Source organism: Streptantibioticus silvisoli, assembly GCF_027947535.2.
GTDB lineage: Bacteria > Actinomycetota > Actinomycetes > Streptomycetales > Streptomycetaceae > Streptantibioticus_C > Streptantibioticus_C silvisoli.
The window spans coordinates 106512-132620 of the sequence record NZ_JAAGKO020000009.1 but is presented as its reverse complement, the minus strand read 5'-3'; the positions used below and the strand labels follow the sequence as shown (position 1 = coordinate 132620).

The following is a 26109-nucleotide window of genomic DNA, read 5'->3' as shown; positions in this document are numbered from 1 at the left end:
GTTGGACCGGGCGTTGGACAGGGCTGAACAGGGTTGAACAGGGCTGAACAGCGGGAGACCCGCGAAAGGGGTGCGGCATGACGGTCTGGGACGACCTGATCGGACAGAATCCGGTCATCGAGCAGTTGCTGTCCGCCGCGCGGGACGCCGACGCGCTGGTGACGGCGACCGCAGCCGGGGCGGACGCGGCGGCGAACACCGCGACGGCGAACGCGTTGAACGCGTCGAAGATGACCCACGCCTGGCTGTTCACCGGGCCGCCCGGCTCCGGACGTGCCGAGGCGGCCCGCGCGTTCGCGGCGGCCCTTCAGTGCGTCAGCCCGGACCGCGCGCTCGGCGGCGCGCCCGGCTGCGGGTTCTGCGACGGCTGCCACACCGCCCTGGTCGGCACCCACGCCGACGTCGAGGTGGTCGCCACCGACCAGTTGTCCATCGGCGTCAAGGACACCCGTGACCTGGTACGGCGTTCCGCGATGTCCCCGGCCGGCGGTCGCTGGCAGATCATCGTCCTGGAGGACGCTGACCGCCTCACCGAAGGCGCCGGCAACGTCCTGCTGAAGGCGGTCGAGGAGCCCGCGCCCCGCACCGTCTGGCTGCTGTGCGCCCCCTCCGTCGAGGACGCGCTGCCGACCATCCGCTCCCGCTGCCGGCTGCTGACGCTGCGCACGCCACCGGTGGACGCGGTGGCCGACGCCCTGATGCGGCGCGACGGCATCGCCCCCGACCTCGCCGCGTCCGTCGCCCGGGCCACCCGGGGCCACATCGGCCGCGCCCGCAGACTCGCCACCGACGAACGCGCCCGGGAGCGCCGCGCCGCCGTGCTGCGGCTGCCGCAGCAGTTCGACGACATCGGCGGCTGCCTGAAGGCGGCGCAGAGCCTGGTCGACTCCGCCACCGAGGACGCCAAACAGGTCGCCGAGGAGGTCGACACCAAGGAGACCGAGGAGATGCGCGCGGCCCTCGGCGCCGCAGCCGGTGCCGGCAGCCGTATGCCGCGCGGCACGGCGGGCGTCATGAAGGACCTGGCCGACCGGCAGAAACGCCGCTCCACCCGCACCCAGCGCGACACGCTCGACCTCGCGCTCACCGACCTGGTCGGCTTCTACCGCGACGTGCTCGCCGTCCAGTTCGACTCCGACGCCCGCATCGCCAACGCCGACCACCACGACGCCGTCCACCGCCAGGCCGCCACCGCCCGCCCGGAGAACACCCTGCGCCGCATAGAGGCGATCCTGGCCTGCCGCGAGGCCCTCGACACCAACGTCGCACCGCTGCTGGCGGTCGAGGCGATGACGATGGCGCTGCGAGCGGGGTAGGGGCCGCTGCGCGGGGCTGGCGGTGCGGGGCTTTGGCCTGGGCTGGGGTGGGGTGAGGTGAGGTGGCTGGGGGTGCGGGGGCTTTGGGGCTGGCGTGGCTGGCGGTGCGTGGCGGTGCCGGCGTGGTTGACGGTGCGGTGTGCGGCTCCAGGGTGGGGTGTCTGGCGGTGCGATCTACAGCCCAGAGGTGGGACAGCCGGCGGTGTGGGAGCGCGTGCTGCTGTCCGCTGACGGTGCGTCGCCTCGTACGCGTGTTGACGCGGCCGTGGCTGGTGCTTCCGGGTGATCCTTGGCCGCGTCGGGTTGCGGGCCGGTACCCGTGGGCACGGCTTGCACACCGGAGGGGTCGCGGTGGGCGGCGGCGTCCGCGGCTGTTCTCAGGGTGGTGCGTACCGGTGTCAACGTCCTCCGTCGTCCTCAGCGTGATCCCGCTGGCCGTCTCGTCGGCCGTCGCGGTGCCGCTCGCCCGTGGGGCCACCGCCCGCTGGCGGGGGCAGCGGGCGGGCCGTGCGTACGAACTCCCGGAGGACTACCGTCCCGCCCTGCTGCGGGCCGCCGCCTCCGCTGCCGTCCTGGTCACCGGCCTCGTCCTCACCGTCACTCTTTCGAGCGAAATGGGTCACTCCCCATCCGTCATCGTGGCCAAGGGCGCCCCGGCGCCGCCGCCCGGCCGCCCGCGTTCCGACTCCCGCCCGCGTCCCCGTCCGGATAACCGCCCGCACCCTCGCCCGCGTCCCCACCCCTCCGCCACCCCCGGCGGTCCGCCGCGCACCGTGGCCGAGCCGGCCGGCGGCACGTTGCAGCGGTTCGCCGACGGTACGCGGGTCTGGCTGCCGCCGCAGTACACGTATCCGTCCGCCATCCACCGGACGTTTCCGCTGGTGGTGGCGTATCTGCCGGACGTCGCGCCGAACAGCGAGCAGTTGTTCCCGGCGTTCGCACGGCACGTCGCGGCCGGCCGGTCGGACCCCTTCGTCGTCGTGCTGCCGCGCGACTGCGCCGCCGACCCCTCGGACGCCGCGGCGCTCGCCGCCCGGTACTACCGCACGGTCCCCGGCCCGGCCGCGCGCGGCGTGCTGGGGGTCGGCGCGCTGGCTCCCTGCGCGATCCGGGCCGCGTTGGCGCATCCGGAACGTTTCGGTGCCTACGTGGGCGTGGCCGGTACCTACGACGGCGGCGCAGTGCCGGTGCCGTCCGCGGCGCCCGAACCGTTCCCGAACCTGATGCTGGCCGCGGGCGGTCTGGAGGGCCCGCAGCGGGCGTCCGCGGTGCGGCTGCGAACGGCGTTGCTCCGCTTGGGCCTTCGGGCCCGGCTGGTCGACGGCGTGCTCGGCGAGCGCCCGCTCGGCGGCGGACAGCGGCGGCACGAACTCGCCCTCGCCGCCCAGTACTTCACCGAGGAACTCGCGGCGCCGGGCGGCCGGGCGCGGACCCCGGTGGGGGCTGCCGGCAGACGGCCCCCGGCCTCGTCGTCAACCGCGCTCCCGCGCGCCAGGCTTCGTTCGCCCCTCAGGCCCTCGTCCGCCCCGTAACCGGACCTAACCGGACCGCCCGGGACCAGAGGGCCCGAAACCCGGGAACGGGGGGCCAGAAGGCCCGAAACCCAGGGATATGGGACCAGAAGGCCAGGGACAAGGAAGCACGGGACAAGGGGGCGAGGGACCGAAAAGCACCGGCCCAAAACAGGATCATTCGGAGTATGGCGGGAAATCGCCGGTAAGGGGTGTTCCGAACGGGCAGACCGTGCCTCTGTCCGGATACGCTCGCTGGACCCGACGGGAGGACTCAGGCACCCATGGACACCGTTCGACTGCTCCGGACCACCTCGACCGTACTCGTGGTGGCCGGCCTGACGCTCTCGGGATGTTCCGCGAGCGGTACGGGACGCAGCGCAGCCGCCAGTTCCCCGTCGGCCGCCTCGGGCCCGGCCGGTACGCCGGGGTCCGCCGTGCCGGGCGCCGACGCCACGCTGGCGCCGCTGTCCGCCGACGTACCGTCGGCCCTTCAGTCGTATTACGGCCAGAAGCTCTCGTGGCACGGCTGCGACAGCGGCTTCGAGTGCGCGACGATGCGCGTGCCGCTCGACTACGCGCACCCGGTGGCCGCCGACGACCTGAAGCTGGCGGTCTCCCGCAAGAAGGCCACCGGCCCTGGCGCGCGGATCGGCTCCCTGCTGGTCAACCCCGGCGGTCCCGGCGGCTCGGCGATCGACTACCTGCACTACGCGGGCGTCAGCTTCCCGGCGCCGGTGCGCGCCCGTTACGACATGGTGGCCGTCGACCCGCGCGGCGTCGCCCGCAGCGCCCCGGTCACCTGCCTGTCCAACGCACAGATGGACAAGTTCGCCCAGGTCGACAACACGCCGGACAGTGCGGCGCAGATCAAGGACGTCGTCAGCGCCGACAAGGCGTTCGGCCAGGGCTGCGAGAGCCGCTCCAAAAAGCTCCTCGGCCACGTCAGCACGGTCGACTCCGCCCGCGACATGGATGTCCTGCGTGCGCTGCTCGGCGACAAGAAGCTCTATTACGTCGGCAAGTCCTACGGTACGTTCCTCGGCGCGACGTACGCCGGCCTGTTCCCCAGCCGTGTGGGACGGATGGTGCTCGACGGCGCGATGGACCCGTCGCTCAGTTCGCTGAAGATGGGCGAGGCCCAGGCGCACGGCTTCGAGACCGCTTTCCAGGCTTTCGCCAAGGACTGCGTCCAGCAGAGCGGCTGCCCGATGGGGAGGACCACGTCCGCCGCGGGCAGTTACGTGACGAAGTTTCTCAACGGGCTCGACGCGCATCCGCTGCCGACCGGCCAGAGCCGCAAGCTCGGCGAACAGCTCGGCACCACCGGCCTGCTGGAGGCCATGTACTCCAAGGAGCTCTGGCCGGTCCTGCGCCAGGCCCTCACCGCCGCCAACCATGGCGACGGCTCCCAGCTCCTCGCACTGTCCGACCAGTACTACGAACGCAACGCCAAGGGTTCGTACTCCAACCTGATGGCCGCCAACGCCGCCGTCAACTGCCTCGACCTCCCCGCCGCCGCGAACTCCCCGGCCCAGGTCGAGGCCGCGCTCCCCGCGTTCCGCAAGGCGTCCCCGCACTTCGGCACCGACTTCGCCTGGATGAGCCTCAGCTGCGCCGACTGGCCGGTGAAGCCCACCGGCCGCGCGGAACGCATCCCCGCCAAGGGCGCCGCCCCCATCGTCGTCATCGGCACCACCCGCGACCCCGCCACCCCGTACGCCTGGGCCCAGTCCCTCGCGAGCCAGCTCCAGTCGGCCACCCTGGTCACCTACAACGGCGACGGCCACACGGTGTACGCCAACGGGGACGACTGCGTCGACACCGCCGTCAACACGTACCTCCTCCAGGGCAAACCCCCGAAGAAGGGTCTCCGCTGCTCGTAGCCGCGTGCGCCTCTGGGAAGCGGGGGTGCCTCCGGCGGGGAACGGTCGGGGGTGCGGGTGCCTCCGGTGGGGGAGTGCGATGTTCGTGCCGGGGGTGCCTCTGGCGGAGGATGCTGGCGGCGGGGGCGGCTCCGGGGAGGAGCGGTCGACGGTGGGGGTGCCTCCGGCGAGGGAGTGTGATGACGGTGCCGGGTCCCGCCGGAGGGGGAGCGTGCTGACGGTGCCCGGGTCCCTCCGGAGGAGCTGAAGCGGGTGCTGGCGTCCACCTGCGGAGCGTGACGTGATGCCGGGAAACGACGCTCCGGCCCCGCCCCGGTCCGCGTCGGCGGAACCCGAAACACCGGTGCGGACCACCCCCTCGGCCTGTGTAGACTTACTCCCGTTGCCCCTGGCCCCGGCCAGCCCCGGCAGCCCGCCGCCTTAGCTCAGTCGGACAGAGCGACGCACTCGTAATGCGTAGGTCAAGGGTTCGATTCCCTTAGGCGGCTCCGCGAATCCCCAGGTCACATAGCCCGTGACCTGGGGTTTTCTGTTGCTCGGGGCATGACGCGTCGCACGGCCGGGACGCCGTGAGGATGTCTGCGTGAGCGATGCGTGAGCGGAGCGGGCCAGGGGCCTACTTCTTGGGCTTCTTCCGCTTGCCCGGCTCCTTGGCCTTGGCCCGGTCCCTCTCCGCCTTCTTGGCGGCCTTCCGGGCCTTCTCCGCAGCGCGCGCGGTCTCCTCCGCCTCCGTCTTGCGCTGGAGCGGTACGAGCTTCGCGGTCGCCTCGGCCGCGTCCTTGGCGACTTCGGGGAACACGCTCTGGTAGACGTCACGCGTGATCCGGGTGTCGCTGTGGCCGAGGGTGTCGGAGACGACCTTCACGTCGACGCCGGCCGCGAGCATGAGCGTCGCGGCCCCGTGGCGCAGGTCGTGCAGCCGGATCGGCGGCAAACCCGAGGAGGCGACGAGGCGTTCGAAGTAGTCGGTGATCTTGCCGGGGTGCAGCCAGGAGCCGTCCTCCTGGGTGAAGACGTGGCCGGTCTCCACCCAGGCCGAGCCCCACTCGGCGCGGTCGGCTTCCTGCTGCTTGCGGTGCCGTTCCAGGACGCCGACCGTGTCGTCGTCGAGGGCGACCACGCGGAAGCCGCTGTCGGTCTTCGGGTCGGAGCTCTCCACGTCCCAGCCGTCCTGCACGAGCTGGGTGGTCACCGTGAGCGTGTGGCGGGCCAGATCGGTCTCGGACCAGGACTGCCCGCACGCCTCGCCCCGGCGCAGGCCGCGGAAGGCGATGAGGTGCCACATGGCGTACAGCCGGTCGTCCGCGACGTGGTCGAGGAAGGCGCCGGTCTGCTGGGGCGTCCAGACCATGACCGGCGAAGGCTTCTCGCCGGTCTGCTCCCACCGGGCCACCCGCTCGTCCGTCCACACGAGCGCCTTGGGTTTGCGTACGGGGTCGAGTTCGACGTGGGCGGCGGGGTTGAAGGTGAGGATCTGCTGCGCGATGGCATCGTTCAGGGCGGCCCGGAGCGTGGCCCGGACGCGCTGCCGCGTGGCCGCTCCGGTAACCCGCCGGAACGGTGGCATCGCGCGAAGCGCGTCGCGCAGGGCCCTGCGGCGTGCCCGGTGTTCGGCCCCCTTCCACGGAACGGTGGCCAACTCATCGACGAGCGCTTGGCGTTGAGCGTTCTCCTCCAGGATGACCGCGTTCGCCTCGGCGATGGCGGTGAACATCTCGGTGAGGTGACTGACGCGCAGTCGGTCGAGCCGGAGGTGGCCGAGGCGGGGCTTGAGGTGGACGCGGATGTCCGTCTCGTAGCGGCTGGCGCCCGATTTGCGGATGCGTTTGCCGGCCAGCCACCGGTCGAGCCATTCACCGACGGTGAGGCGCCCGATGAGGTCCTGGCCGGACTTGAGGCGCCGTCGCGTCTCCTCGACGTCGGGCAGGGGTGTCTTCTCGTCGCCGACCTCCTCCAGCATGGCGGCGATGAGGGCGACGCCTTCCGGATCGTCGGAGTCGACGAGGCCGAGGAGCGCGCGGACGTGGTCGAGGTCGGCCTGGGCGTCCTTGAGGCTGCCGTACCCGGCGCGGCTGAAGGAGCGGCGGGTGCCGTCCTCGCGAGGTGGGAGTTCCTGGCGTATGGAGTAGGAGCCGTGCTTGCGGCCCGAGAGCTTGGGACAGGACTTGCCGAGCGGCTTGCCGGTCCTGGGGTCGCGGCAGTAGCAACGGCGGTGCGTGGAGCCCTTCAAAGGTGTTCCTCCGGGTCGTCGGCCTCGGGGTCGATGCCGTGGAGATCGGGGTGGAGCGGTGGCGGCGTGCCGCCGTCCTCGCGGATGAAGGCGCGCGCGGTGCGGAGCCGATCCCTGTGGTGGGCGGCGGTGGCGGCGTAGTGGTCGGCCGAGCGTTGGGCGTCCTCCCGTTCCTCAGGGGTGTTGGCGGTGCGGGCTTCCCAACGGGCGTGGTCCGCGTCGCGGGCGGCGGTGCGGGCGGCGGCCTGGTGGTACTGATGGGCACGGAAGGCGCGCAGCATCGGGTCCTCTCCGCCCAGGAGCCCGCTCGCCTCGCCGGTGAACCACAGCAACGCGTCCCAGGCGGACTCCGGATCGGTGAGCGGGAGCGTCTGGACCCGGTCGGTGTGGCCGAGGGGGTAGAGCAGCAGGATCGGCGAGGTCTCCAGCGCATCCGCCAGCACGATGACGTCGACCAGGGGGAGGGTGGCGCGGCGCCCGGACTCCATGTTGGCGATGACGTTGCGCGGAATGGGGTGGCCGCGTTCGGCACACGCGTCGGCCAGGTCCTGCGCGCTCATGCCCATCTCCTTTCTGCGACGCCTCACTTCGGCGGCCACGGTGGCCATGACCTGGTCGACCCACTCGGGTACGTCGTCCTCGTCATCCGGTCCAGTGTGATTACGGCTCTGTGTCATGCAGACACATTAGCTCGACCATCATGGATCGGAGGGCCTGGAGACGGACGTGATGGGCGCGTTCGCCGAGGGCTGTAATCGAAGGACCGTTGCGTGCGAGACGAGACGACGGCCGACCGGTCGTACGGGATGACCCGGGAAGAGCTTCTGGCCCTGCCTGCCGCTGTCGACCTCGACACCGGCAACCGGGCTTTGGGGCTCGGCCGGAGCAAGGGCTACGAGTTGGCCAAGCGGGGTGCCTACCCATGCAGGGTGCTGCGGCTCGGCAGGGCGTACCGGGTGGTGACGGCGGATCTGCTGAGCCTGCTGGGGCTTGCGGCGTGACGGAGGCGAGCTCAGCGCCATTCTGCGTTCAGCTGACACAACGGCGCTGGACTGCCGCAGGGCGTGGACGTACCGTCCGTGTTCCCTCGCGGCGTCCCGACGCCCGCGAGGCGGGGATGGGCCCCCGGCGGTGCAACGCCGGAGGCCCCAGCTTCCCCATACGGCCCGTGACGAACCAACACGGCGACCAGGGCGTGCAAGCCCGCAGCCGCCGGACGAGGAGCTACCGCGTGAAACCTACGACATCCGCCTGCGATCCCGCACGCACCAAGCCGGCCTGGCCGCCGGTCGCCGTCCCCGGCGGAGGGCTGGTCCAGCGCCAGGACGACGTGCAGGAGGACCTGGCGGACGCACCCGACGCGGTGCCGTCGGGCGCCGCTGCCGAGCCGTCCGTTCCGTCCGGTACTCCCGCCGACGTGTCGGCCGAGCCCGTCGCGCAGGCCGGCGTCCCGGTGGGACAACCCGTCGCCGAGTCCGTGCCGACCGAGGTCGAGGGCTCACGGCTGCTGGACGAACTGCGGGAGGCGATCGCGCGCTACGTGATCCTGCCCAGCGACGAGGCATTGACGGCGGTGGCGCTCTGGGTGGCGGCCACGCACGTCCAGCCCGCGTTGCAGCACGCGCCGCGCCTGGCGGTCGTCGGACCGGCGAAGCGCTGCGGCAAGTCGCGGTTGCTGGACGTGGTCACCGAGACGGTGCACCGACCGCTGATCACGGTCAACACGAGCCCTGCCGTGGTCTTCCGGGCGATCGGCGAGGACCCGCCGACGCTGCTGGTGGACGAGGCCGACACGATCTTCGGCAGCATCAAGGCGGCGGAGCGCAACGAGGAACTGCGCGGCCTCCTCAACGCCGGGCACCAGCGCAACCGGCCCGCGCTGCGCATCGCCGGACCCGAACACAAGCCGGTCGCCTTCCCCACCTTCGCGATGGCCGCGCTCGCCGGTATCGGCGACCTGCCGGACACGGTCATGGACCGCGCCGTCGTGATCCGCATGCAGCGCCGCAAGGACGGCGAGAGGGTCGAGCAGTTCCGCTCCCGCCGCGACATCCCGGCCCTCCACGCCCTGCGCGACCGCCTCGCCGCCTGGCTGCGCCCGCTGCTGGACCATGCCGCCGAACTGGTCCCGGCCATGCCGGTCAAGGACCGGGCGGCCGACACCTGGGAGCCGCTGGTCATCGTGGCCGAACTGGCGGGCGGTGACTGGCCGGAGCGGGCGCGGTCGGTCTGCGCGTCGATGTGCGCCGCCGAAGCCGGGCAGGAGGACGAGTCGAGTCTCAAGACCCGCCTCCTGCGTGACATCCGCACCGCCTTCGCCGACCGGGGCGACCCCGAGGTCCTGCGGACGAACGACCTGCTGACGGCCCTGTGCCAGGACAGCGAAGCCCCCTGGGCCGACTACGGCACCGCCGGACTCAACCCGCGTCATCTGGGCCTGCTGCTGAAGGACTTCGGCATTAAGTCCGCCAACTGCCGCTTCGACGCCGGCCGATAGGCCAAAGCCTTCACCCGCGCGAAGTTCACCGACGCCTGGGCCCGCTACTGCCCCGACGACACGGCTCCCGCTGCGGAGGCCGAGAACGCCTCCGAACGCCCGCGCTGATGCGGTAACCACTCGTCCCACCCGTCGCACCGCAGGTCAACGCGGCGACGAGTCCCGCGCCCGCAACGAGTCCACCCGCATCAGCCGGACCAGTCGTACCTGCCTGACCAGGCACGCGACGGGTGGGACGAGTCCCGCACGTCCTTCACACCCGACCACCGCCGTCGTCCTGCGCTCCGCCCTGCCCGGAACGGAGCGGAGCGCAGGGGCGGCCTCCTGGAAACCAGCTCACTCATGGCCCTTCCTTCAGCCCATCCCGCCCGTCACCGTGTCACCGCCTGGGACCGCGCGGCCGTCGTCGCTCTCGGAGCCGCCGGATGCGCGCTCTCGTACGACGCCCTCCAGCAGATGGCCGTCGCCATTCACGTACGCGGGTTCCTCATGTACCTGTTCCCCCTCGTGATCGACGGGTTCATCGCCTACAGCGTCCGAGCCCTCCTCGTCCTCCGGACGGCGCCCTTCCGGGCTCGTCTGTATGTCTGGACCCTGTTCGGCGCCGCCACCATCGCCAGCATCTGGGCCAACGCCCTGCACGCCGTACGCCTGAACGAGCAAGCTCCCGCCGGGATCCTCCACCTGGGGAACGGCACCGTCGGCATCCTGTCGACGGTCGCACCGCTTGCTCTGGCGGGCGCCGTCCACCTCCACATCCTCATCACCCGCGAGGCCACGGGGACGCCCTCGCCGGAACCTGCCCCGACCCCAGATGTCCCTACCGAACAGCCGGACCCGGCGCGTCGGAACGGCCGGCCTGCCGACGCCACCATCGACCAGCTCATGGAGATCGGGCACATCGCCGCAGTTGAATACGGCCGACTCTCCCGTGCGGTGGTCCTGCAGGCGATAAGGGACAAGGGACTCAAGGTCGGTGGTGAGCGACTGACGGAGGTGATGACGGCGCTACGAACCGAGGCCGACACCACCTCCGAGACCGATCTGGCCGCGGGCTGACCCTCGGTTCGTCGGCGGCCGGGGTGGTCGGAACCCATACGACCACCCCGGCGGTCAGGAGTCGCCGACCGTCGTCAGTCGTCCACAGCGCTGTGGATACCAGCAGCAGTCCGCTCACCCTCATGACCCCGTTCACGCACCCCTTTCGGAGACGACCGTGACGTTCGATCCCCATATTCACGCGGACCACTGCGACGGCGATCGCTCACCCCGGAAGCGCTCTCCCAGCCTGGTCGACCGCATCAGGAGCGCGTTCGGGACACCTGCTCCTGGCGGAGCCAGTAGTACCCCGAGTCCGACTCGGGGCCGGTTGTCGGGGGCCTCCGCCCCGGGGGTGGCGGAGACGGCCCGGCGCGAGGGCGCGCCGGGCCAGGGGGTCAGGGCCGAAGGCGGCCCTGACCCGGAGCAACTCCTCGCCGTCCAGCAGCAGATCCTGACCAACCTCCCGCCGGGCGAGCCCGTCGCCGCGACGGCCCCGGGCGGTGCCGAGTTGAAGAACCGCCGCTTCACCGGAGTCAAGCGCGCGGAACGCGTCGGCCCTCTGCGGTTCGAGCCTGACCAGGAGGCCCGGCTGGGGGCAGCTGCCGCTGCCAACGGCTACCGGGGCGTCTCCGGATTCGCCGCAGACGTCGTCCTGGCCTTCACCGACGGCCGGTTCTTCATCGACCTGCCCCTGGCGGAAGAACGCCGCCAGACCCACCACTTCCGCGCCAGGGTCCTGCGCCTGCTCAGCGGCGTCTCCAACAACGTCAACCAGATCGCCCGCGCCCTCAACAGCGGATACGAACCCACCGCCGACATCCGCCACACCCTCGTCGAGCTACGCCACCTGCTGGAGCAGATCGCCGAAGCCCTCCGCCAGTCCGCCGACCAGGAGGTGTGACGAGCGTGATCGCATCGATCAAGAAGGCCGGTTCCAACACTCGCGGCCTGCTCGCCTACCTCTACGGACCCGGCCGCCACGACGAACACCACGACCCGCACATCGTCGCCGGCTTCGCCACCTTCGGCATGCCCGACCCCGGCCGCGACGAACACGTCACCCTCACCGAACTCGCCCGCCACCTGGACGAGCCCGTACGCCTGCGCAACAGCGAACTCGGCCAGCAGGTCACCGACCACGTCTGGCACTGCCCCGTCCGCGCCGCCCCCGAAGACCGCCACCTCTCCGACGCCGAATGGGCCGAGATCGCGGAGCGCATCGTCCAGGGCACCGGTATCGGCCCCGCCGGCGACGACCTCGCCTGCCGCTGGATCGCCGTCCGCCACGCCGACGACCACATCCACATCCTCGCCACCACCGTCCGCGAGGACGGCCGCCGCCCCAAACTCCACGACAGCGGCAAACGGGCTGGAGCCGAGTGCCGGGAGATCGAGAAGGACTACGGCCTGCGCCGACTCGCCACCGGCGACGGCACCGCCAGCCGCCGCCCCACCCAGGGCGAGATGCACAAGGCCGCCCGCCTCGGCTGGGAACAGACCAGCCGCGAATGGCTCCAGGACCGCATCCGCGCCGCCATCCCCCACGCCGCCAGTCCCGAGGAACTCCTCGCCTACCTCCAAGCCGACGGCGTCGAGGTCAAGATCCGCCGCTTCCCCTCCGGCGACCTCCAGGGCTACTCCGTCGCCCGCCCCGGCGACCTGAAGACCAACGGAGCACCGAACTACATCCCTGGCGGAAAGATCGCCCCAGACCTCTCCCTGCCCAAACTCCAAGCCCTCCTCGAAGCCGGCAAGCCCGAGGAGCACCCCACCGCCCGCCGCAACCGGCCCAGCACCCCCTGGCAGCACGCCACCGACGCCCTCGACACCTTCAGCATCGACATCGTTGATGGTGACCAGGACGGCAGCAGTGGTGACGCACGAGCCCAAGCCCAGGTCACCGCTCTCGGCGAACTGATCGAGGCCACCGCCCAGACCGCGCCCGAAGCCCTCCACGCCGAACTGCGAGCCGCAACAAGGGCATTCGCTCGCGCCCAACGCTCCAGGATCCGCGCCGACCACGCCACCGCGGCCGGCCTGCGTACCGCTGCCCGCGACCTGGTGAACGCGGGCAGCGGCAAGGACGGCAGCGCCCTCGCCGTCCTGATCGCCGCCCTCGTCTGGGCGGCGATCCTCGCCGAACGCTGGCACCAGGCCCGAGACCACGCCCAACAGGCCGAAGCCGCCCGCCACACCGTCCAGCACCTCCAAGCCGCCTACGACCAGGCCGCCGCCCCGCACATCGCCGAACTTCTCCACCGTCAGCCCAAGCAGGACACCCGCAACACCCTCGCCAACGACGTGCGTGCTGCCGTCCCCGACCACGCCGACCGCATCCTCACCGACCCCAACTGGCCAGCACTGGCAACGGTGCTCGCCGACGCCGAAGCAGGCGGCCACCGCCCGGTCCGGCTCCTCACCGAAGCCGCTGGCCGCCGCGAACTGACCACCGCCCGCCTACCCGCCAAGGTCCTCATCGCCCGCATCCAGCACACCAGCCGCAACCCGGTACCCAACCGCACTGCCGAAGCTGCCCGCATGCGTTCAACGAACGCAACTGCCGTCCCCGCCCGGCAGACCCGAGATCAGGAATGTTTGGCGGCAGCCGCGGCAGCCACCGAGCAGCAGCGTCGACAACGCCGATAGAACCAACAACGGCGCCGACACACACGGGTGGGTCGGCGCCGTGTCTCGTTCTCAGGCGTCGATGCGGGCGACCTTGCGGCCCACCTTGAGGTACAGCTCGGTGCCTTCGACCGCCCCGCCCTCGCTGACGACCGAGCTCAGCGTCTGCTGAACAGCGGCCTCCGCGAGCGGCGTGCTCTGCTGGTCTCCGTCCGCCTCGCGGATCAGGCGGAGACCGTTCTGCTGGGCCACCCGCCGTACGGCGGAAATGCTGGGCGCAAAGTCCAGCGTGCGGGTGATCAACGCCCCGAGTGTGTCCTCGGCGTGGTCCTTCAGGGAGACGACCGGCAGGTTCTGGGTGTCGCCGAAGGACCGCTTGGAGAAGCGGGCGGTGAATTCGGCGCGGGCGGCGGCAGCAGCGTCCAGGCCGTGGAGAGCGGCCACGACCTCGCCAGCGAGGAGGCGCTTGACCGCCATCGGGTGGGTGGTTCCCGCCTCCAGGCCCTTGGTGATCACGCGGATCTCGTCGTCGGTCCACTCGGTGAGCAGCTGGAGGTAGGGCTCGGTGAGGTGGTCGGGGATGGACATCAGCCGGCCGTAGACCTCGTCCGGCGAAGCGGACAAGCCCACGTAGTTGCTCTTGCTCTTGCTCATCTTGGCGCCGGTGCCGTCAGTGCCCTCGATGAGCGGGGTGGTGATGACGACCTCGGGGGTCTGGTCAGAGATCTCCATGACCTTGCGGCACATCTGGAGGTTCAGCAACTGGTCCACTCCGCCGAGTTCCACGTCGGCGTCGATGGCGACCGAGTCCCAGGCCATGACGACGGAGTAGACGAACTCGGCGACGGAGAGCCCCTGTCCTTCGGCGAGGCGGTTACGGAAGTCCTCGCGCTGGAGCGTCATGGAGACCGGAACCCGGGCGAGGACGCCGATGAGCTCCGGCAGGGAGACCTTGTTCAGCCACTCGCCGTTGAAGCGCAGGTCGGCGCGCTTGAAGTCGATGAACGGGGTGACCTGCTGCTGGTAACCGCTCAGGTTGTGGGCGATGTCCTCGTCGGTGAGGGGCGGTCGCTCCGAGGACCTTCCCGATGGGTCGCCGATCTTGGCCGTGACGTCGCCGATGATGAAGACGACGTGGTGGCCCATACGCTGGAACCGGCTGGCGATGATGATCGGTACCGCGTGGCCGAGGTGGACGTCGGGCGAGGTGGGGTCGATGCCGTACTTGACGACGAAGGGACGTCCCGCCGCCTGAGCGGCTTCGATCTTCTCGGCGAGCACCGTCGCCGAGGGAATCAGGTTGATCGCGCGCCCCTCGACCAGGGCCGCCTGTTCCTGGGGGGAGAGGTCGGAGAGGTCCAGGGAGCGCCGTGCTGTCGTCTCGCCCAGCAGCTGCGCGACCGTATAGTCCGCGCCCAGGTCCGCCCCGTCGAGGATGTGCATGACACGGGTGACAGACTCACGCAAACGGCTCATGGCGCCTATACGCTCCTGGGTCGGACAGCTGGCTGGGCCAGTATGGGATTGGGAGTGGCGACGTTATCGAATGCGTGGTGGTCCAGTGCATCGAATATCGGCCCATGGCCGCGTCCTTCTCCGCTGGCCGCAGCGACGCTTCGTCGCGAGCCGGGTGCTGGTCTGCTGAAGGTCATCGATCACCGTGCCCGGCCGCTCGCGAGTACTTCCGCTGATTCCTCAGACCCGGACAGATCGTCAGCGTCTTCGCCCGTTGCCTCCCTCACGCTGAGCTGGGCAATGCAGGGATCGCCCAAGTCCCGTACCCCGTGCGCCTCGTTGCCGCGTCGCTATCGTGGGAGTCGCCCCTACACCACAGGAGGCAGCACGCATGCGTGGTCTCGGAGATCACCTGAGCATCGGCGAGCGGATCGCGTTCCACCGGAAGCGCCGCGGCTACACGCAGCAGGTACTGGCCGGGTTGGTAGGCCGCAGCACCGACTGGCTGGCCAAGGCGGAGGCCGGTCGGCGCAAACCGCCGCGTATCGACATGCTTGCCGAACTCGCCCGAGTGCTCCGCGTGCCGCTCGGGGAACTGGTCGGCCAACCCGTGCTCATGGAGGACGACAGGCAACAGGACGATGTCCCGGCCGTGCGGGACGCGTTGATGAGTCCGCGTCGTCTCTCCCGGTTGCTGTTCGGCCCGGAGGCCGAAGCGCAGCTCCCGAGCCCCGGTCCGACGCGTGAGCTCGTGGAACAGAGGTGGGACGACTACCAGGCTGGTCGGCTCGGCAACGTGATCGCTGGGCTTCCCGGCCTTCTTCAGACCGCCCAGGAGCTTGAGGACCGCGCTGCGCGTTCCGCCGGGGAACGCCGGGACTGCTGGGCTGTCTCCGCCCGGGTACACCACCTCGCCGCCACGACGCTCGCCAAGATCGGGGAATCCGACATCTCGTGGCTCGCTGCCGAGCGAGCCATGCGGGCCGCCGACGAATCGGGCGACCCGCTGGTGTTGGCGTCCGCCGCGCGGGCCGGCACGCATGCCCTGCTCGCCAATGGCCGGTATGACGACGCGATGGAGCTGGGTCACACCGCGGCGGTGTGGTTGTCGGCCCGGGTCGATCAGAACGATCCAGCCGCGTTGAGTCTGCTCGGCATGGTCCATCTACGTGCAGCCATCGCTGCGGCGCGGCGCCAGGACCGTTCCACAGCTACGAGTCTTCTGAACCAGGCCGAGGCACTCGCCGACCAGCTCGGCTCCGATGAGAACTACTGGCAGACCAGCTTCGGGCCGACGAATGTCGTTCTGCATCGGCTGTCCGCCGAACTCGACCTCGACAACATCTCGTACGTCGTGGAACACGGTCAGATCGAGGTGGATCACATGCCCCCGGAGCGAGGCGTTTCCCACCGCATCGACTATGCCCGTGCCCTCGCGCTGGCAGGCCAGGGGGACCGTGCGTTGGCGGAGCTGCGTGCGGCCGAGGACACGTCGGCGCAGCTTGTACGGAACAATCCCCGTGTACGAGACACGCTGCGGGACCTGATCAAGCAATCCCCGATCACCGGCAGCGCTCGCTCGTCGGAGTTGTTCATGATGGCTCAACGATGCAGGGCGGTGCAGTGAACACCAACAAACGCGGAGTCCTCGGAGTCGTGGGCACGAGCGCCGGCGGAGTCGAAGCCTTGCGCACCGGGCTCGTGGAACCGGCTCTGGCGCGCGGGTGGCAGGTTGCCGTGACGGTCACGCCGACAGCCGGCCGCTGGCTACGGATGAGCGGCGAGACAGACCGGCTGGAGGAGCTGACAGGTCTGCCCGTACGAGACGCACCACGGCTGCCCGGCGAGGCGAGGCCGCACCCGAGCGTGGACTGCTACGTCGTCGCCCCCGCCAGCGCGAATACGGTCGCCAAACTCGCGACCGGTATCGCCGACAACCAGGCCCTGACGCAAGTCGGAGAAGCCATCGGCACCCTGGGACTACCGGTCGTCGTCTTCCCCCGGGTAAACGCCGCCCATGCCCGCCACCCCGCATGGAGGGGCCACCTCGCCGCGTTGCGCGAGGCCGACGTTCACCTCGTCTACGGCCCGGACGTCTGGCCACTGCACGAGCCACGCGCGGCGCTGGCAGGGCGCGACTTGCCGTGGGCGGCGGTATTGGAGGCGATCGACCGAGCCACGGAATGACAGCTCGTCAACTCTCCTGATCTGCATGAACAGAGGACCCGGACAGTCTGTCCGGGTCCTCTGTTCATGGGGCATCGAGGCTTACTCCCATGCCGGAGATGCTTGAGCAGCAAGCGCGGGAGCCACATAGCCGGACCACCGTGTCGAGCGGTACGGCCCGTTCGGGCCTCCAGTTGCCGTTTTCCGCTCTGCCGGTCGTCGCCCGATGCCAGGGTCCAACACCTCCGCGCGTGGCGGAGAGGCTGAGAAGGCCGGACCGCCGACCACCACTCCCGTTCCCCGGGCTCGCCCCGACCTCGCCCGCACAAAGGGCGCTGAAGTGCGAGATCCGGCAGACGAGCCAGCGAACACCAACCCCCACTCCCGGCCTGGGAGGGCACTCTGTGTCACAAGCACGCCCCAGACTCAGCCACTTGACGCTGGCCGACACCCTGAACGCAGTGTCCTGGGCTCGGCGGCACACCGTCGACGTCCTGTCCCGTTGGCAGGTCCCGCCCGACTTCGTCGAGACGGCTCGGCTTCTGGTCTCCGAGTTGACCACCAACGCCATACGGCATGCGGAGCCGACAGAGGAGCCTTCCTCGCACTCACCTTTGGCGGAGGTCGGCACCGTCGGATTGATGCTGTGGCTCGATACACCTCGCCTCGTACTTCAGGTCCAGGACCACGACCCGCGCCCGCCGGTGGTCAAGTCCGCCGGCCAGGACGCCGAGAACGGCCGAGGGCTGTTTCTGGTGGACTGCATGAGCGCCAGATGGGGCTTCTACTACCCGACGCCGGGGCTGAAGGCCGTGTGGGCCGAGCTGTCGCTCGTGCCAGACACTGGGCGCCACCCGCCTGCCGGGCCGCGCGGGGACCAAGTGCCGCCGCTGACCGTGGCCCGCGCGCTGGTCGGACTGCGGGCGACCTGAGGATGTGCAACCTCCACCGCGCCCCCGGGCCTCGTGGCCGACGTTGATGTTCCTACGCGCGCGACACCCCGGGCCCCCGTCGCAGGCCACGGACGCAACGCCGGTAAGCCGGGGACTGGTTCTGCGGCGGAGGCCGCCCCACAACATCATCCTCTGCCGACCACCCCAGAGGATGAACTTCCCAGGAGACCCTTCGAGATGATGAAGCAATCCAACGACGCTGCCCGCTATGCCGAGCGCATCGCACCCCGGCCGCAGACGCTGGTCGTCCAAGGAACCAAGTTCTGCAACCTGGACTGCGGCTACTGCTACCTACGAGACCGCGACCAGAGAGACCACATGTCGGTCGAGGTCGCCTCCGCCGTGGCACGGTCGGCAGCCGAGCTGACCGAGGAGACTGCGGGCGAGCCGCTGGGCATCGTCTGGCACGCCGGAGAGCCCATGGCCTTGGGCATCCGCCGCTTCGCCGGTCTCCTCGCGCCGTTCGAGCCGCTGCGCGCTGAAGGACGGGTGCGCCACTACGTCCAGACCAACGCCACCTTGATCACCAACGCCTGGTGTGACTTCCTGACCGACCACGGGTTCCGGGTCGGGGTGAGCATCGACGGGCCGGCCGCACTCAACGCCCAGCGTATGGATCGAAGGGGTCAGCCCGCGTTCGACCGCATCAGGAGGGGTATCGAACGGCTTCGTGAGCGGGACATCGCGTTCTCCGCCATCGCGGTCGTCAGCCAGGAGAGCATCCACGAGCCCGAGAGTCTGCTCGACTTTCTGGCCGATCTGGGCTGCGACACCATCGGCTTGAACATCGAGGAGGTCGAGGGCGTCAATACCGAGCGACAGCCTCCGACACGCGAGCTCGCCACCGACTTTTGGCGTCGCACCATCGCTTGGAGCCGCCGCCGTGCGGGTGCACCGCGGGTGCGCGAGCTTGACCGCCTCGGCGACTACCTCCAACTCGCCCGCAGTCCCCGGACCGGGGCGCAGGAGGGGCGCCTTCTTGATCCCATACCGACCATCTCCGTAAACGGGGACGTGGTGCTGCTCTCACCGGAACTGGCCGACACCACCGCCCCGGCATACGACGACTTCCGGGCCGGAAACGTGCGGGAGCAGTCCATCGCCGCCATGCTGGACGGCGCGCACCGGCTGCGCTACGTGCGCGAGTTCCTCACCGGCCTGGACGAGTGCGAGGCCACCTGCGAGTTCTTCGACTTCTGCCGGGGAGCGCAGGCCGGCAATCGCTACTTCGAGAACGGCAGCCTGGCCACGACCGAGACGAACTACTGCCGCGTCTCCCAGCAAGCCCTGGTCCTGGCCCTGTCCGACACCGTCCGAGAGGAACAAACCGCATGACACTCCTGGAACACCTCGCCACCGCCGACACCCCGGCCGTCACCGAGCTGATAGCCGCCACCCGTCGTTCCCCCCAGCCGCACCGCGCCGACTGGGACAACCAGCCGACCTGGGACAACCTCCCCGCCCAGCCCTGGAACAACCAGCCGACGTGGGACAACTGGAACAAGAAGTAGAAGGCCCGCAGGCCGGTGGCCCTTTCCCCGCAAGGAAGGCGCCACCGGCCGACGGCTCACCCAACTCGCAAAGGAAGCAATGCAGAACCGCACCTTCGGCCGCGTCAGCGTCACGCTGCCCAGTCTGAACGAACCCGGCATCTACCTCTCCAACGTCCGCTCACTGGAAGGCGGTCGAGGCACCGTCCAGGACTTCACCTACGCGGACGCGGACCTGCGGACCCTGGACCTCGCAGACGCCCATCTCATCACCGGGCGCGTCACCGGACTGCACGCCCAGCGCACGCAGTTCACCGGGGTGCGGATCGACTCCGTCGAGTTCGCCGACAGCGACCTGGGCGCGGCGCAGTGGACGGACAGCAAGCTTTCGCGTGTGGTCTTCCGCAACTGCAAGCTCCTGGGAGCCGCCCTGCGCGGAGTCACCCTGGACAACGTCCTGTTCGAGGGCTGCAAGCTCGACTACGCCACCTTCGACCAGGTGCGAGCCGTCGGCCCGCTGGCGTTCTCCCAGTGTGTCCTGTCCGAGGCCACCTTCGACGGCTGCGACCTGGGTGGCGCTGTCTTCGACGACTGCGTTCTACGTCTGACGGAGTTCGGGCGAGGCAAGTACCAGGGCTGCGACCTGCGCGGCAGCGACCTCTCGGCCCTCCGCGGCGTCGGCTCGCTGGCCGGCGTCGTCATCGACCGCGCCCAGCAGACCCAGCTCGCCGAGGCACTGGCGGCAGAACTGGGCGTCACGTATGGCGAAGACCTGGACGACGACCGCTAGAGGCTGAGGGGGCATGGCGTGAGCTTGCACATTGCGTTCGGTGACTACGCCGTACTGCGGGAGCGCTGCGAGGTCGCAATCCTGCGAGCCACCAAGCACGAACCGGACTACGAGGACGCGGCCGTCGTGCCGACGGGCGAGTGGCGGCCACTCGACCCAGACCTGGCAGAGCGGCTCCGACCGGCAGAGACCACGCCGGACGTGGCGCTCGTCGAGTTGGTGCGGTTACCCCAAGCCGAACCCGACGAACTGGCCCGGATGGCAACCGGTACCTTCTGGCCGGATCACCTCCCCGGTCGATCCTCAGCCGAGTACCTCGGGTATGTGGTGAGCGAGCCGCAGGCGCTCACCACGACCGGTAACCCCGCCTCCGGCCGGCGGATCGGCCTGCACATCGACAACTGGGACCGCCTGCCGGTTGCCACCCGGCACCTCTCCCGCCGCCGCTTGTGCTTCAACTTCGGTCCCGGGACGCGCTACTTGCTGCTGGCCGACCTGGATGTGTGCGCGATGAGCCGGAGGCTTCACCTGGGAGATGAGACCCGGTGCCCCCACACCGACGACGTGCGGTGGTACGTCGCCGAGGGACGGACGTTGCGGTGCCTCCGCATCCGCCTGGAGCCGGGCGACGGCTACATCGCGCCTACCGAGCTGCTGCCGCACGACGGTTCGACAGAGGGGCAGCTGCAGTCGTCGATGGCGGCGTTCTGGCTGGGGCGATGGTCGCGTGGAGGTGTCGGACCAGGCGTTGGGTCCGTCCCGGTCTGATGGACAATTCAACGCTGGCCATGCTTCATACCCGTGATTCCGAAGCTCGTGATCTTTTCACCCACAGGTGAGCGACAACGCGGGAAACTATCGGCCGTGGCGCGGTGTGGGATGCCGTGCCACGGACGCAACGCTGCCGGGCTCCGTATCTTCTCCAGCTTGCTCGTGGTCCCACGAGCATCTCATCATAGAATGACAAGGAGGGGTGAACCTTGGGGGTGAATTCCCGGCGAATGGCCACACCCTCCAAGGCTTACCTGCATAGCCGCTTCGACCTGAATGAGAACGCTACGGCTTAGTGTCTCGTTCCATTACGGACGTCGCTCCCTCGATGCCGTTGATGACCTCGTACTCAAGGTCATCGATCCCGATGCTGTCCTTGACCGTGTCGAAGTGAATGCGAGCGGAGGTGATCTTGCCCTGCTCAATGGGGCGAAGCAGTTCGAGCTCGTTGACGCCCTTGGTCTCGAAAACGATGTAGCGACTGCCATCGGTACGTTCAACGGTCAGGGCCCAGTCGGGGTTATAGTTTCCCAGTGGGGTCGGGATCTTGAACGAGGACGGCAGCTTTACGAAGGTCTTGATCTCAGGGCGCTGCAGGAGTGCGAGTGCGAAGTCTTTCTCCGCGTTCGAGTCGACAACAAGGTAACGGTAGACGGACTTCTTCTCAAAGGAGATCGCGTTGCCCTCGGCGTCGGAGACGATATTCCCTCCGAGGCCGGTGTACCCTGCGAGGTCAGCGTCGCGAAGCAGGCTGAGCGTGTAACGACACTCTGCTTCGGGGCGGGAGGGGTCCACGAGCTCGTAGCGCAATCCCTTGACCAAGAAGTCAGCCTTGGTAATGTTGAGTTGACGGCCTGCCTGGTCGATGTATGCCTGCGGGTTGTCCCGGAACTGCCCGAGCGTCCCGGATTCGGTGAGGACATGAGCGAGCGTGGCACGGGTCAGTTGAGTGCGGTCTGCAAGAACGGACAGTATGTCGGGCAGGTCCTCGCTATCGGCGTAAGTGACATCCGCACGGCGCGCTGCGGCGGCTTCCGTGGTCAAGCCACTATGATCGATGCGCTTAACACGGTGTGTGAGCCACTCGCCCCGACGTTTGGGTACAGGAAGCATGCCACGGAGCGCCTTGACCATGGCATCACGCAGGCTGGCTTCATCGACCTCGACACGGTACTCCGTGCGGTGCTGGATACGATCCCACAGCTCCTTGAACTCAGGGCTTTCAAGGCGTTCCTGAACAAGGGGCGACGCGAGGCGTTCGCCCGCTTTCTTGACGTCCATTGGCTTGGCCAGGCGTTTGATGAGCCCGAGCACTTCCTTGGCTGCATTCTTTGAATGAACGGAATCTTTGACAACCTTCGCGAGGTTCGCATCGCCGCTCTGCACTGCCTGGCGCAGCCGGTCTTGCACCTTTCCCTTGACGTCAATGTACCCTTCATGGAACAGGGCTTGGCACAGCAATTGTGCGGCAGCTGAGCCCACGCGGAAGACTTCCCCATCTGCCGCTTTGAAGGAAAGGCGCGCGAAACCGTCTACGGTGATGACACCGAACTGGATGCCCAGGTCTTCGGCCATCTCGCGCTGAAGGCGGTCGGCAAATTCCTCATAGGACTCGTTCGCGATCACGGTCAGGCGGTTGATGTCGAAGCCGTGCACACGGTTTCCAGCCCCGTCCACGCACAGGCGCAGGCCACGACCTATGGACTGGCGGCGCCACCGCTCGGTACCCATGTTCCTTAGGACGCAGATTTGGAAAACGTTGGGGTTATCCCAGCCTTCCTGCAACGCGGAGTGGCTGAAGATGAACCGGAGGGGGGTCCCCGGAGTAGTCAGTCCGACTTTGTCCCGCATGATTTGCTCGTAGGCCAGACTCGCCTGCTGGCGTCCCTTGTCGGTAGTCTCAATGGTCTCCACCAGCACTTGTGCACCTCCTTTTCGACGGTCCACAGAGAAGTACCCCTGGTGGGTCTCCTTCGCGACGGTGCCGACAGAGCAGTCGCCCAGCAGGGTGTTGAACTGCGGCTCGGAGGCAATGCGCGTGTACTCTTCCTCGAAGATTCGCACATACTCACCGGGAAGTGCCTCGCCGTCAGATCCGTACTCGCGGTACTTGGCCACGGAATCGACGAAGAAAAGGCTCAGCACCTTTATCTCTCGTTCGTGGATTGCGAACTCCTGCTCCTTGAGGAGGTGCTGCCGGATGGTCTGGGCGATCATCTGACGGGCTCGCTCGGGGATGCTGACCTCGGCGCCGATGCTGTCGCCGACATTCAGTGGCTTCGTGACGGTATCGAAGGAGATGCTCTGCTGCCCCTGGGCCGCATTGATAGCAACCACGGTAAGGTCCTTGTAAAGCTCACGGCCGGTCACGTCTGCGAGGTTGCGGCGTGACGTGGTGTCCACGGTGACAGCCTTGCGCTTGATCTCGTTTCCCTGCTCGACGTCCGCCTCGACCCGCGCCGTGAACGCTCCGCCTTTGCCTCGTGTCACTCCAAGCAGTTTGACGTATGGGGTCGTCCCGCTGGCAGAGGTGACCAGGGAGTCGACCTCGATCTGCTTGACCAGCTGCTTTTCGTAGGCGGCGATGGCATCCAAGCGGTAGACGAGGTTGGCCTTGTCGCCCTTGGAGTGGGTGGCCGAGTAGCGCAGGGTGGCCAGGGCGTTGAGGTCCTCCAGCGCGCCGCGACCTGCACCCTTTTTACTGCCGATACCGGTGTCGCCATACACGCTCTGCGGCTCGTCGACGATGATGATCGGGTTCGTGGCCCGGATCAGGTCAGCGGGTACCTCGAAGTCGAGGTCTTCAGCTGGCTGGTAGATCTTGTTGGTCTTCTTGTTGATCGCTGCGACAGTGACGATCATGATTTGGATGCTCGACGATGTGGCAAACGAACGCACGCGGGACAGGTTGCCGCCGTCGAATTGGAAGAAGCTCATCGGCGGATTGCCATACAGGGATCCGAAGTGCTCGCGCAGCATCCGGACGGACGTCTCGACGCCTTCCTTGATGGCCACGGACGGCACCACGATCATAAACTTGGTGAACCCGTAGAACTGGTGGAGCTCATAGATGGTGCGCAGGTAGACGTACGTCTTGCCCGTGCCGGTTTCCATCTCGATGGTGAAGTTCATTGAGTCCAGCGACGTCTCCGGAGCCAGACCGGTGTGGTGCTGAATGTCGTGCAGATTAGCCAGGATCGTCTCCGGGTCCAGACGCAGCATGTTGCCGTAGCCCAGGTCGGAGAAGCCGTCGAAGCTGGCGTGGACGGCCGGGTGGGCATGCACGGTGAACTGGGAGGTCATGACCTCTTGGCCCCTGAACAGCCCCGTGACTGCGTCGATGGCCTGACGCTGGTAATCGAGGTCCGCATCGAAGGAAAACTTCATTCAGATGCTCCGCAGCGTGGTGAAGCCGGCCTGCTCCAGGGCGGCGGCAAAGTTGAGCTTGGCGGCGGCGTCGACGAAGCCCGTGTCACGGACGACGACCGTGGTGTCGGCGTCGCCCGGGTCTTCGTCGCGCCAGGCCACGAGGGCCTTGGCAACTTCGTTCGCGCGTTCGACTGATATGTCGGTGCCGAAGTATGCGAACAGCGCGCCAGCGAGGTTGTACAGGGCGCTGCCAGCGACCTCGCGTTTCTCCAGCGGCGTGGTCAAGTCCACGCCCTGACGCAGCATCACCTCGACCAGCAGGTCGTCCGTAGTGCGCCCGGCATTGAGGTTGTCCACGGCTCCGAACAAGTCGAGCTGTTCGGCCGTGCCGTCCCATGCCTTCACGTTGCTGGAAGCCAGACGGTAAGACCGGAAGCCAGTGTCGATATCCGGAGCGTCGGGGGTCCCACTTGCAGCGATCTGCTGGCCTGCGCGACGCAGCCGCTCGCGCGTCATGTCCGCGATTGTGTCGTATTCATTCTCGTCGACGGGCTCGCCAAGTTGGACCAAGATGTATCGACGACTGCCGCCATCGCCCGCGTTCAGATTCATGACAGCATGGCCCGTAGTTCCAGACCCTGCAAAGAAATCGAGAATGAGAGCATCCTTCGAATTTTGAGCCACGAGATCAATCCAACGAGAGAGGACATTAACATCTTTCGGGAAGTCAAAAATCTTCCCACCCATAAGCAAGTCCAGCGCCTGCGAAGCCGATCGGCGCGGCTGCTCGAATACGGATAGGGCAACTTCGTTCGACTGCTCTTCCAAATATCGCTTATAGTAGGCGAGTGATGTATGATCCTCGCCAAATAGAATCCTCCCCTCGGCTAGTTTTTCGGCCATGGTTTCCTTGGAATAAACCCAGCCATTCGGATGCCGTCGAACTGGAATTCCCGTCTTGGGATGAGGGAGGTCGTACATTAGATTCTCGCGAGGATTGGGCGAACGAAGATTATCGCCCATGTAGACCCTCCCCTCGTCGTCAATGCGATTATAATTTGTGAGGGACGCCGAGAACCTGCCCCTCTGTCGAGAGAACCACGTTTTCAGCATCTCCGTCGCTTTGGTCGAATCACACTCCGAATCGCGCCAGAAACTCTCCGCCACGCCCAATACTTCATCAATTGAACCCTTGCGCATTCTCCAGAGAGTTCCCATTTCTCTAAGATGCGGCTCATTCTTGGCATAGACAAGCATGTAGTCATGACTGTCGGATACGTACCGAGAGTCATTCTTCTTAACGCCTTGCCAGATGATGTTTGCGATGAAATTCTCTGCGCCGAAGACTCGGTCAATCAGCAACTTCAGCCGCGCGTGTTCGGTATCGTCAATGGCGACGATGACGACACCCGTCTCCTTAAGCAAGTGGTGAGCCACAAGGAGACGTGGGTACATCATCGACAGCCAGGCTGTGTGCTTCGAGGCGCCAGCCTTGCGGTCCAGGGCGCGGTCGGATCCCTTGCCGACTTGGAGCACTCCCCCATCGTCGCGATGGCCGGCAACCGTCTCGTGCGCCGCCTGAGAGGTCGTGCGCTTGTCGTCGTAAACAAAGTCGTTTCCGGTGTTGTAGGGCGGATCTATATAGATCACGTCGACCTTGTTGGTGTAACCACGGCGCAACAAACGCAGGACCTCAAGGTTGTCGCCCTCAATCACAAGGTTGCGAGTGGTATCCCAGTCCACGGATTCATCGGGCTTGGGTAGGAGTGTGCCAGTAGCCGGGAGAGTGGACAGGCGTCGGGCCTCGGCCATTCCAGGCCAGCGTAGGCCAAATGCCTCGGCGCTGTTGGGGGCAGCGGCCTCACCCAGGAAATCCCGGAGCACATCGACGTCGACGGTGCCATCGACGACGGCGTCGGGAAAAAGACAGGCCAAAACGTCAAGGTTCGACTTGGCCTCGCCGGGGCCGGCCAGGTTGTTGACCGGTTCGAAGTCCAGGGTCACAGCGG

The 26109-nt window shown here is 68.1% G+C and carries 19 protein-coding genes, 1 tRNA gene and 1 pseudogene; 16 read left to right on the top strand and 5 right to left on the bottom strand.

Annotated features, from left to right (window positions below):
• Nucleotides 1-77: 77 nt before the first annotated feature.
• The 4 genes from POF43_RS09535 (at nucleotide 78) to POF43_RS09520 (ending at nucleotide 5201) form a co-directional block, all read left to right on the top strand.
• On the top strand, nucleotides 78-1316 hold the full coding sequence (locus POF43_RS09535) for a DNA polymerase III subunit delta' (RefSeq protein ID WP_271323933.1): 1239 nt from the start codon (nucleotides 78-80) through the stop codon (nucleotides 1314-1316).
• Nucleotides 1317-1711: 395 nt separating this feature from the next.
• A complete protein-coding gene (locus POF43_RS09530; protein ID WP_282704500.1) occupies nucleotides 1712-2848 on the top strand; it encodes an alpha/beta hydrolase in 1137 nt (378 codons plus the stop codon).
• Nucleotides 2849-3111: 263 nt separating this feature from the next.
• The gene (locus POF43_RS09525) at nucleotides 3112-4713 is read left to right on the top strand and encodes an alpha/beta hydrolase (protein ID WP_271325600.1); all 1602 of its coding nucleotides are present in this window, start codon (nucleotides 3112-3114) and stop codon (nucleotides 4711-4713) included.
• Between the two features lie 414 nt (nucleotides 4714-5127).
• Nucleotides 5128-5201, top strand: a tRNA-Thr gene (locus POF43_RS09520).
• 128 nt (nucleotides 5202-5329) lie between these two features.
• Here POF43_RS09520 and POF43_RS09515 read toward each other — a convergent pair.
• Both POF43_RS09515 and POF43_RS09510 read right to left on the bottom strand, forming a co-directional pair.
• The gene (locus POF43_RS09515) at nucleotides 5330-6943 is read right to left on the bottom strand and encodes a tyrosine-type recombinase/integrase (protein WP_271322279.1); all 1614 of its coding nucleotides are present in this window, start codon (nucleotides 6941-6943) and stop codon (nucleotides 5330-5332) included.
• A complete protein-coding gene (locus POF43_RS09510; protein ID WP_271322280.1) occupies nucleotides 6940-7620 on the bottom strand; it encodes a helix-turn-helix domain-containing protein in 681 nt (226 codons plus the stop codon). Before POF43_RS09510 ends, POF43_RS09515 begins: the two co-directional genes overlap by 4 nt.
• A 93-nt stretch (nucleotides 7621-7713) precedes the next feature.
• Here POF43_RS09510 and POF43_RS09505 point away from each other — a divergent pair, with 93 nt between their 5' ends.
• The 5 genes and pseudogenes from POF43_RS09505 (at nucleotide 7714) to POF43_RS09485 (ending at nucleotide 13127) form a co-directional block, all read left to right on the top strand.
• Nucleotides 7714-7944 carry a hypothetical protein gene (locus tag POF43_RS09505; protein WP_271322281.1) on the top strand — a complete coding sequence of 77 codons (231 nt, stop codon included), beginning with the start codon at nucleotides 7714-7716 and terminating at the stop codon, nucleotides 7942-7944.
• 452 nt (nucleotides 7945-8396) lie between these two features.
• Nucleotides 8397-9548: pseudogene (locus tag POF43_RS09500) on the top strand (DUF3631 domain-containing protein).
• Between the two features lie 234 nt (nucleotides 9549-9782).
• On the top strand, nucleotides 9783-10499 hold the full coding sequence (locus POF43_RS09495) for a DUF2637 domain-containing protein (RefSeq protein WP_271322282.1): 717 nt from the start codon (nucleotides 9783-9785) through the stop codon (nucleotides 10497-10499).
• 334 nt (nucleotides 10500-10833) lie between these two features.
• Nucleotides 10834-11382 carry a MobC family plasmid mobilization relaxosome protein gene (locus POF43_RS09490; RefSeq protein WP_271322283.1) on the top strand — a complete coding sequence of 183 codons (549 nt, stop codon included), beginning with the start codon at nucleotides 10834-10836 and terminating at the stop codon, nucleotides 11380-11382.
• A gap of 5 nt (nucleotides 11383-11387) precedes the next feature.
• Nucleotides 11388-13127 (top strand): relaxase/mobilization nuclease domain-containing protein, encoded by a 1740-nt coding sequence (locus POF43_RS09485; protein WP_271322284.1) that lies wholly within the window; start codon nucleotides 11388-11390, stop codon nucleotides 13125-13127.
• Between the two features lie 51 nt (nucleotides 13128-13178).
• On the opposite strand, the gene tyrS is transcribed toward POF43_RS09485, so the two are convergent.
• Complete coding sequence (gene tyrS, locus POF43_RS09480; protein ID WP_271322285.1) at nucleotides 13179-14582, bottom strand: tyrosine--tRNA ligase; 1404 nt, start codon at nucleotides 14580-14582, stop codon at nucleotides 13179-13181.
• A 370-nt stretch (nucleotides 14583-14952) separates the two neighbouring features.
• Here tyrS and POF43_RS09475 point away from each other — a divergent pair, with 370 nt between their 5' ends.
• The 7 genes from POF43_RS09475 (at nucleotide 14953) to POF43_RS09445 (ending at nucleotide 20728) form a co-directional block, all read left to right on the top strand.
• On the top strand, nucleotides 14953-16188 hold the full coding sequence (locus POF43_RS09475; RefSeq protein WP_271322286.1) for a helix-turn-helix domain-containing protein: 1236 nt from the start codon (nucleotides 14953-14955) through the stop codon (nucleotides 16186-16188).
• Entirely contained in the window at nucleotides 16185-16748 is a 564-nt protein-coding gene (locus POF43_RS09470) for a flavoprotein (RefSeq protein ID WP_271322288.1), read from the top strand. The genes POF43_RS09475 and POF43_RS09470 overlap by 4 nt, the downstream gene beginning before the upstream one ends.
• A 413-nt stretch (nucleotides 16749-17161) precedes the next feature.
• Nucleotides 17162-17659, top strand: a complete 498-nt coding sequence (locus POF43_RS09465) for an ATP-binding protein (RefSeq protein ID WP_271322289.1) — start codon at nucleotides 17162-17164, stop codon at nucleotides 17657-17659.
• A gap of 198 nt (nucleotides 17660-17857) precedes the next feature.
• On the top strand, nucleotides 17858-19015 hold the full coding sequence (gene amcB / locus POF43_RS09460) for a cyclophane-forming radical SAM peptide maturase AmcB (RefSeq protein WP_271322290.1): 1158 nt from the start codon (nucleotides 17858-17860) through the stop codon (nucleotides 19013-19015).
• Nucleotides 19012-19191: a multiple cyclophane-containing RiPP AmcA gene (amcA, locus tag POF43_RS09455; protein ID WP_271322291.1), complete on the top strand. Its 180-nt coding sequence runs from the start codon at nucleotides 19012-19014 to the stop codon at nucleotides 19189-19191. Before amcB ends, amcA begins: the two co-directional genes overlap by 4 nt.
• 79 nt (nucleotides 19192-19270) lie before the next feature.
• A complete protein-coding gene (locus POF43_RS09450) occupies nucleotides 19271-19960 on the top strand; it encodes a pentapeptide repeat-containing protein (RefSeq protein ID WP_271322292.1) in 690 nt (229 codons plus the stop codon).
• A gap of 18 nt (nucleotides 19961-19978) precedes the next feature.
• Nucleotides 19979-20728 (top strand): hypothetical protein, encoded by a 750-nt coding sequence (locus POF43_RS09445; RefSeq protein ID WP_271322293.1) that lies wholly within the window; start codon nucleotides 19979-19981, stop codon nucleotides 20726-20728.
• A 288-nt stretch (nucleotides 20729-21016) separates the two neighbouring features.
• Here POF43_RS09445 and POF43_RS09440 read toward each other — a convergent pair whose 3' ends face one another.
• Together POF43_RS09440 and POF43_RS09435 are read right to left on the bottom strand one after the other, a co-directional pair.
• Nucleotides 21017-24118 (bottom strand): restriction endonuclease, encoded by a 3102-nt coding sequence (locus POF43_RS09440; RefSeq protein WP_271322294.1) that lies wholly within the window; start codon nucleotides 24116-24118, stop codon nucleotides 21017-21019.
• Entirely contained in the window at nucleotides 24119-26104 is a 1986-nt protein-coding gene (locus tag POF43_RS09435) for a site-specific DNA-methyltransferase (protein ID WP_271322295.1), read from the bottom strand.
• Between the last annotated feature and the right edge of the window lie 5 nt (nucleotides 26105-26109).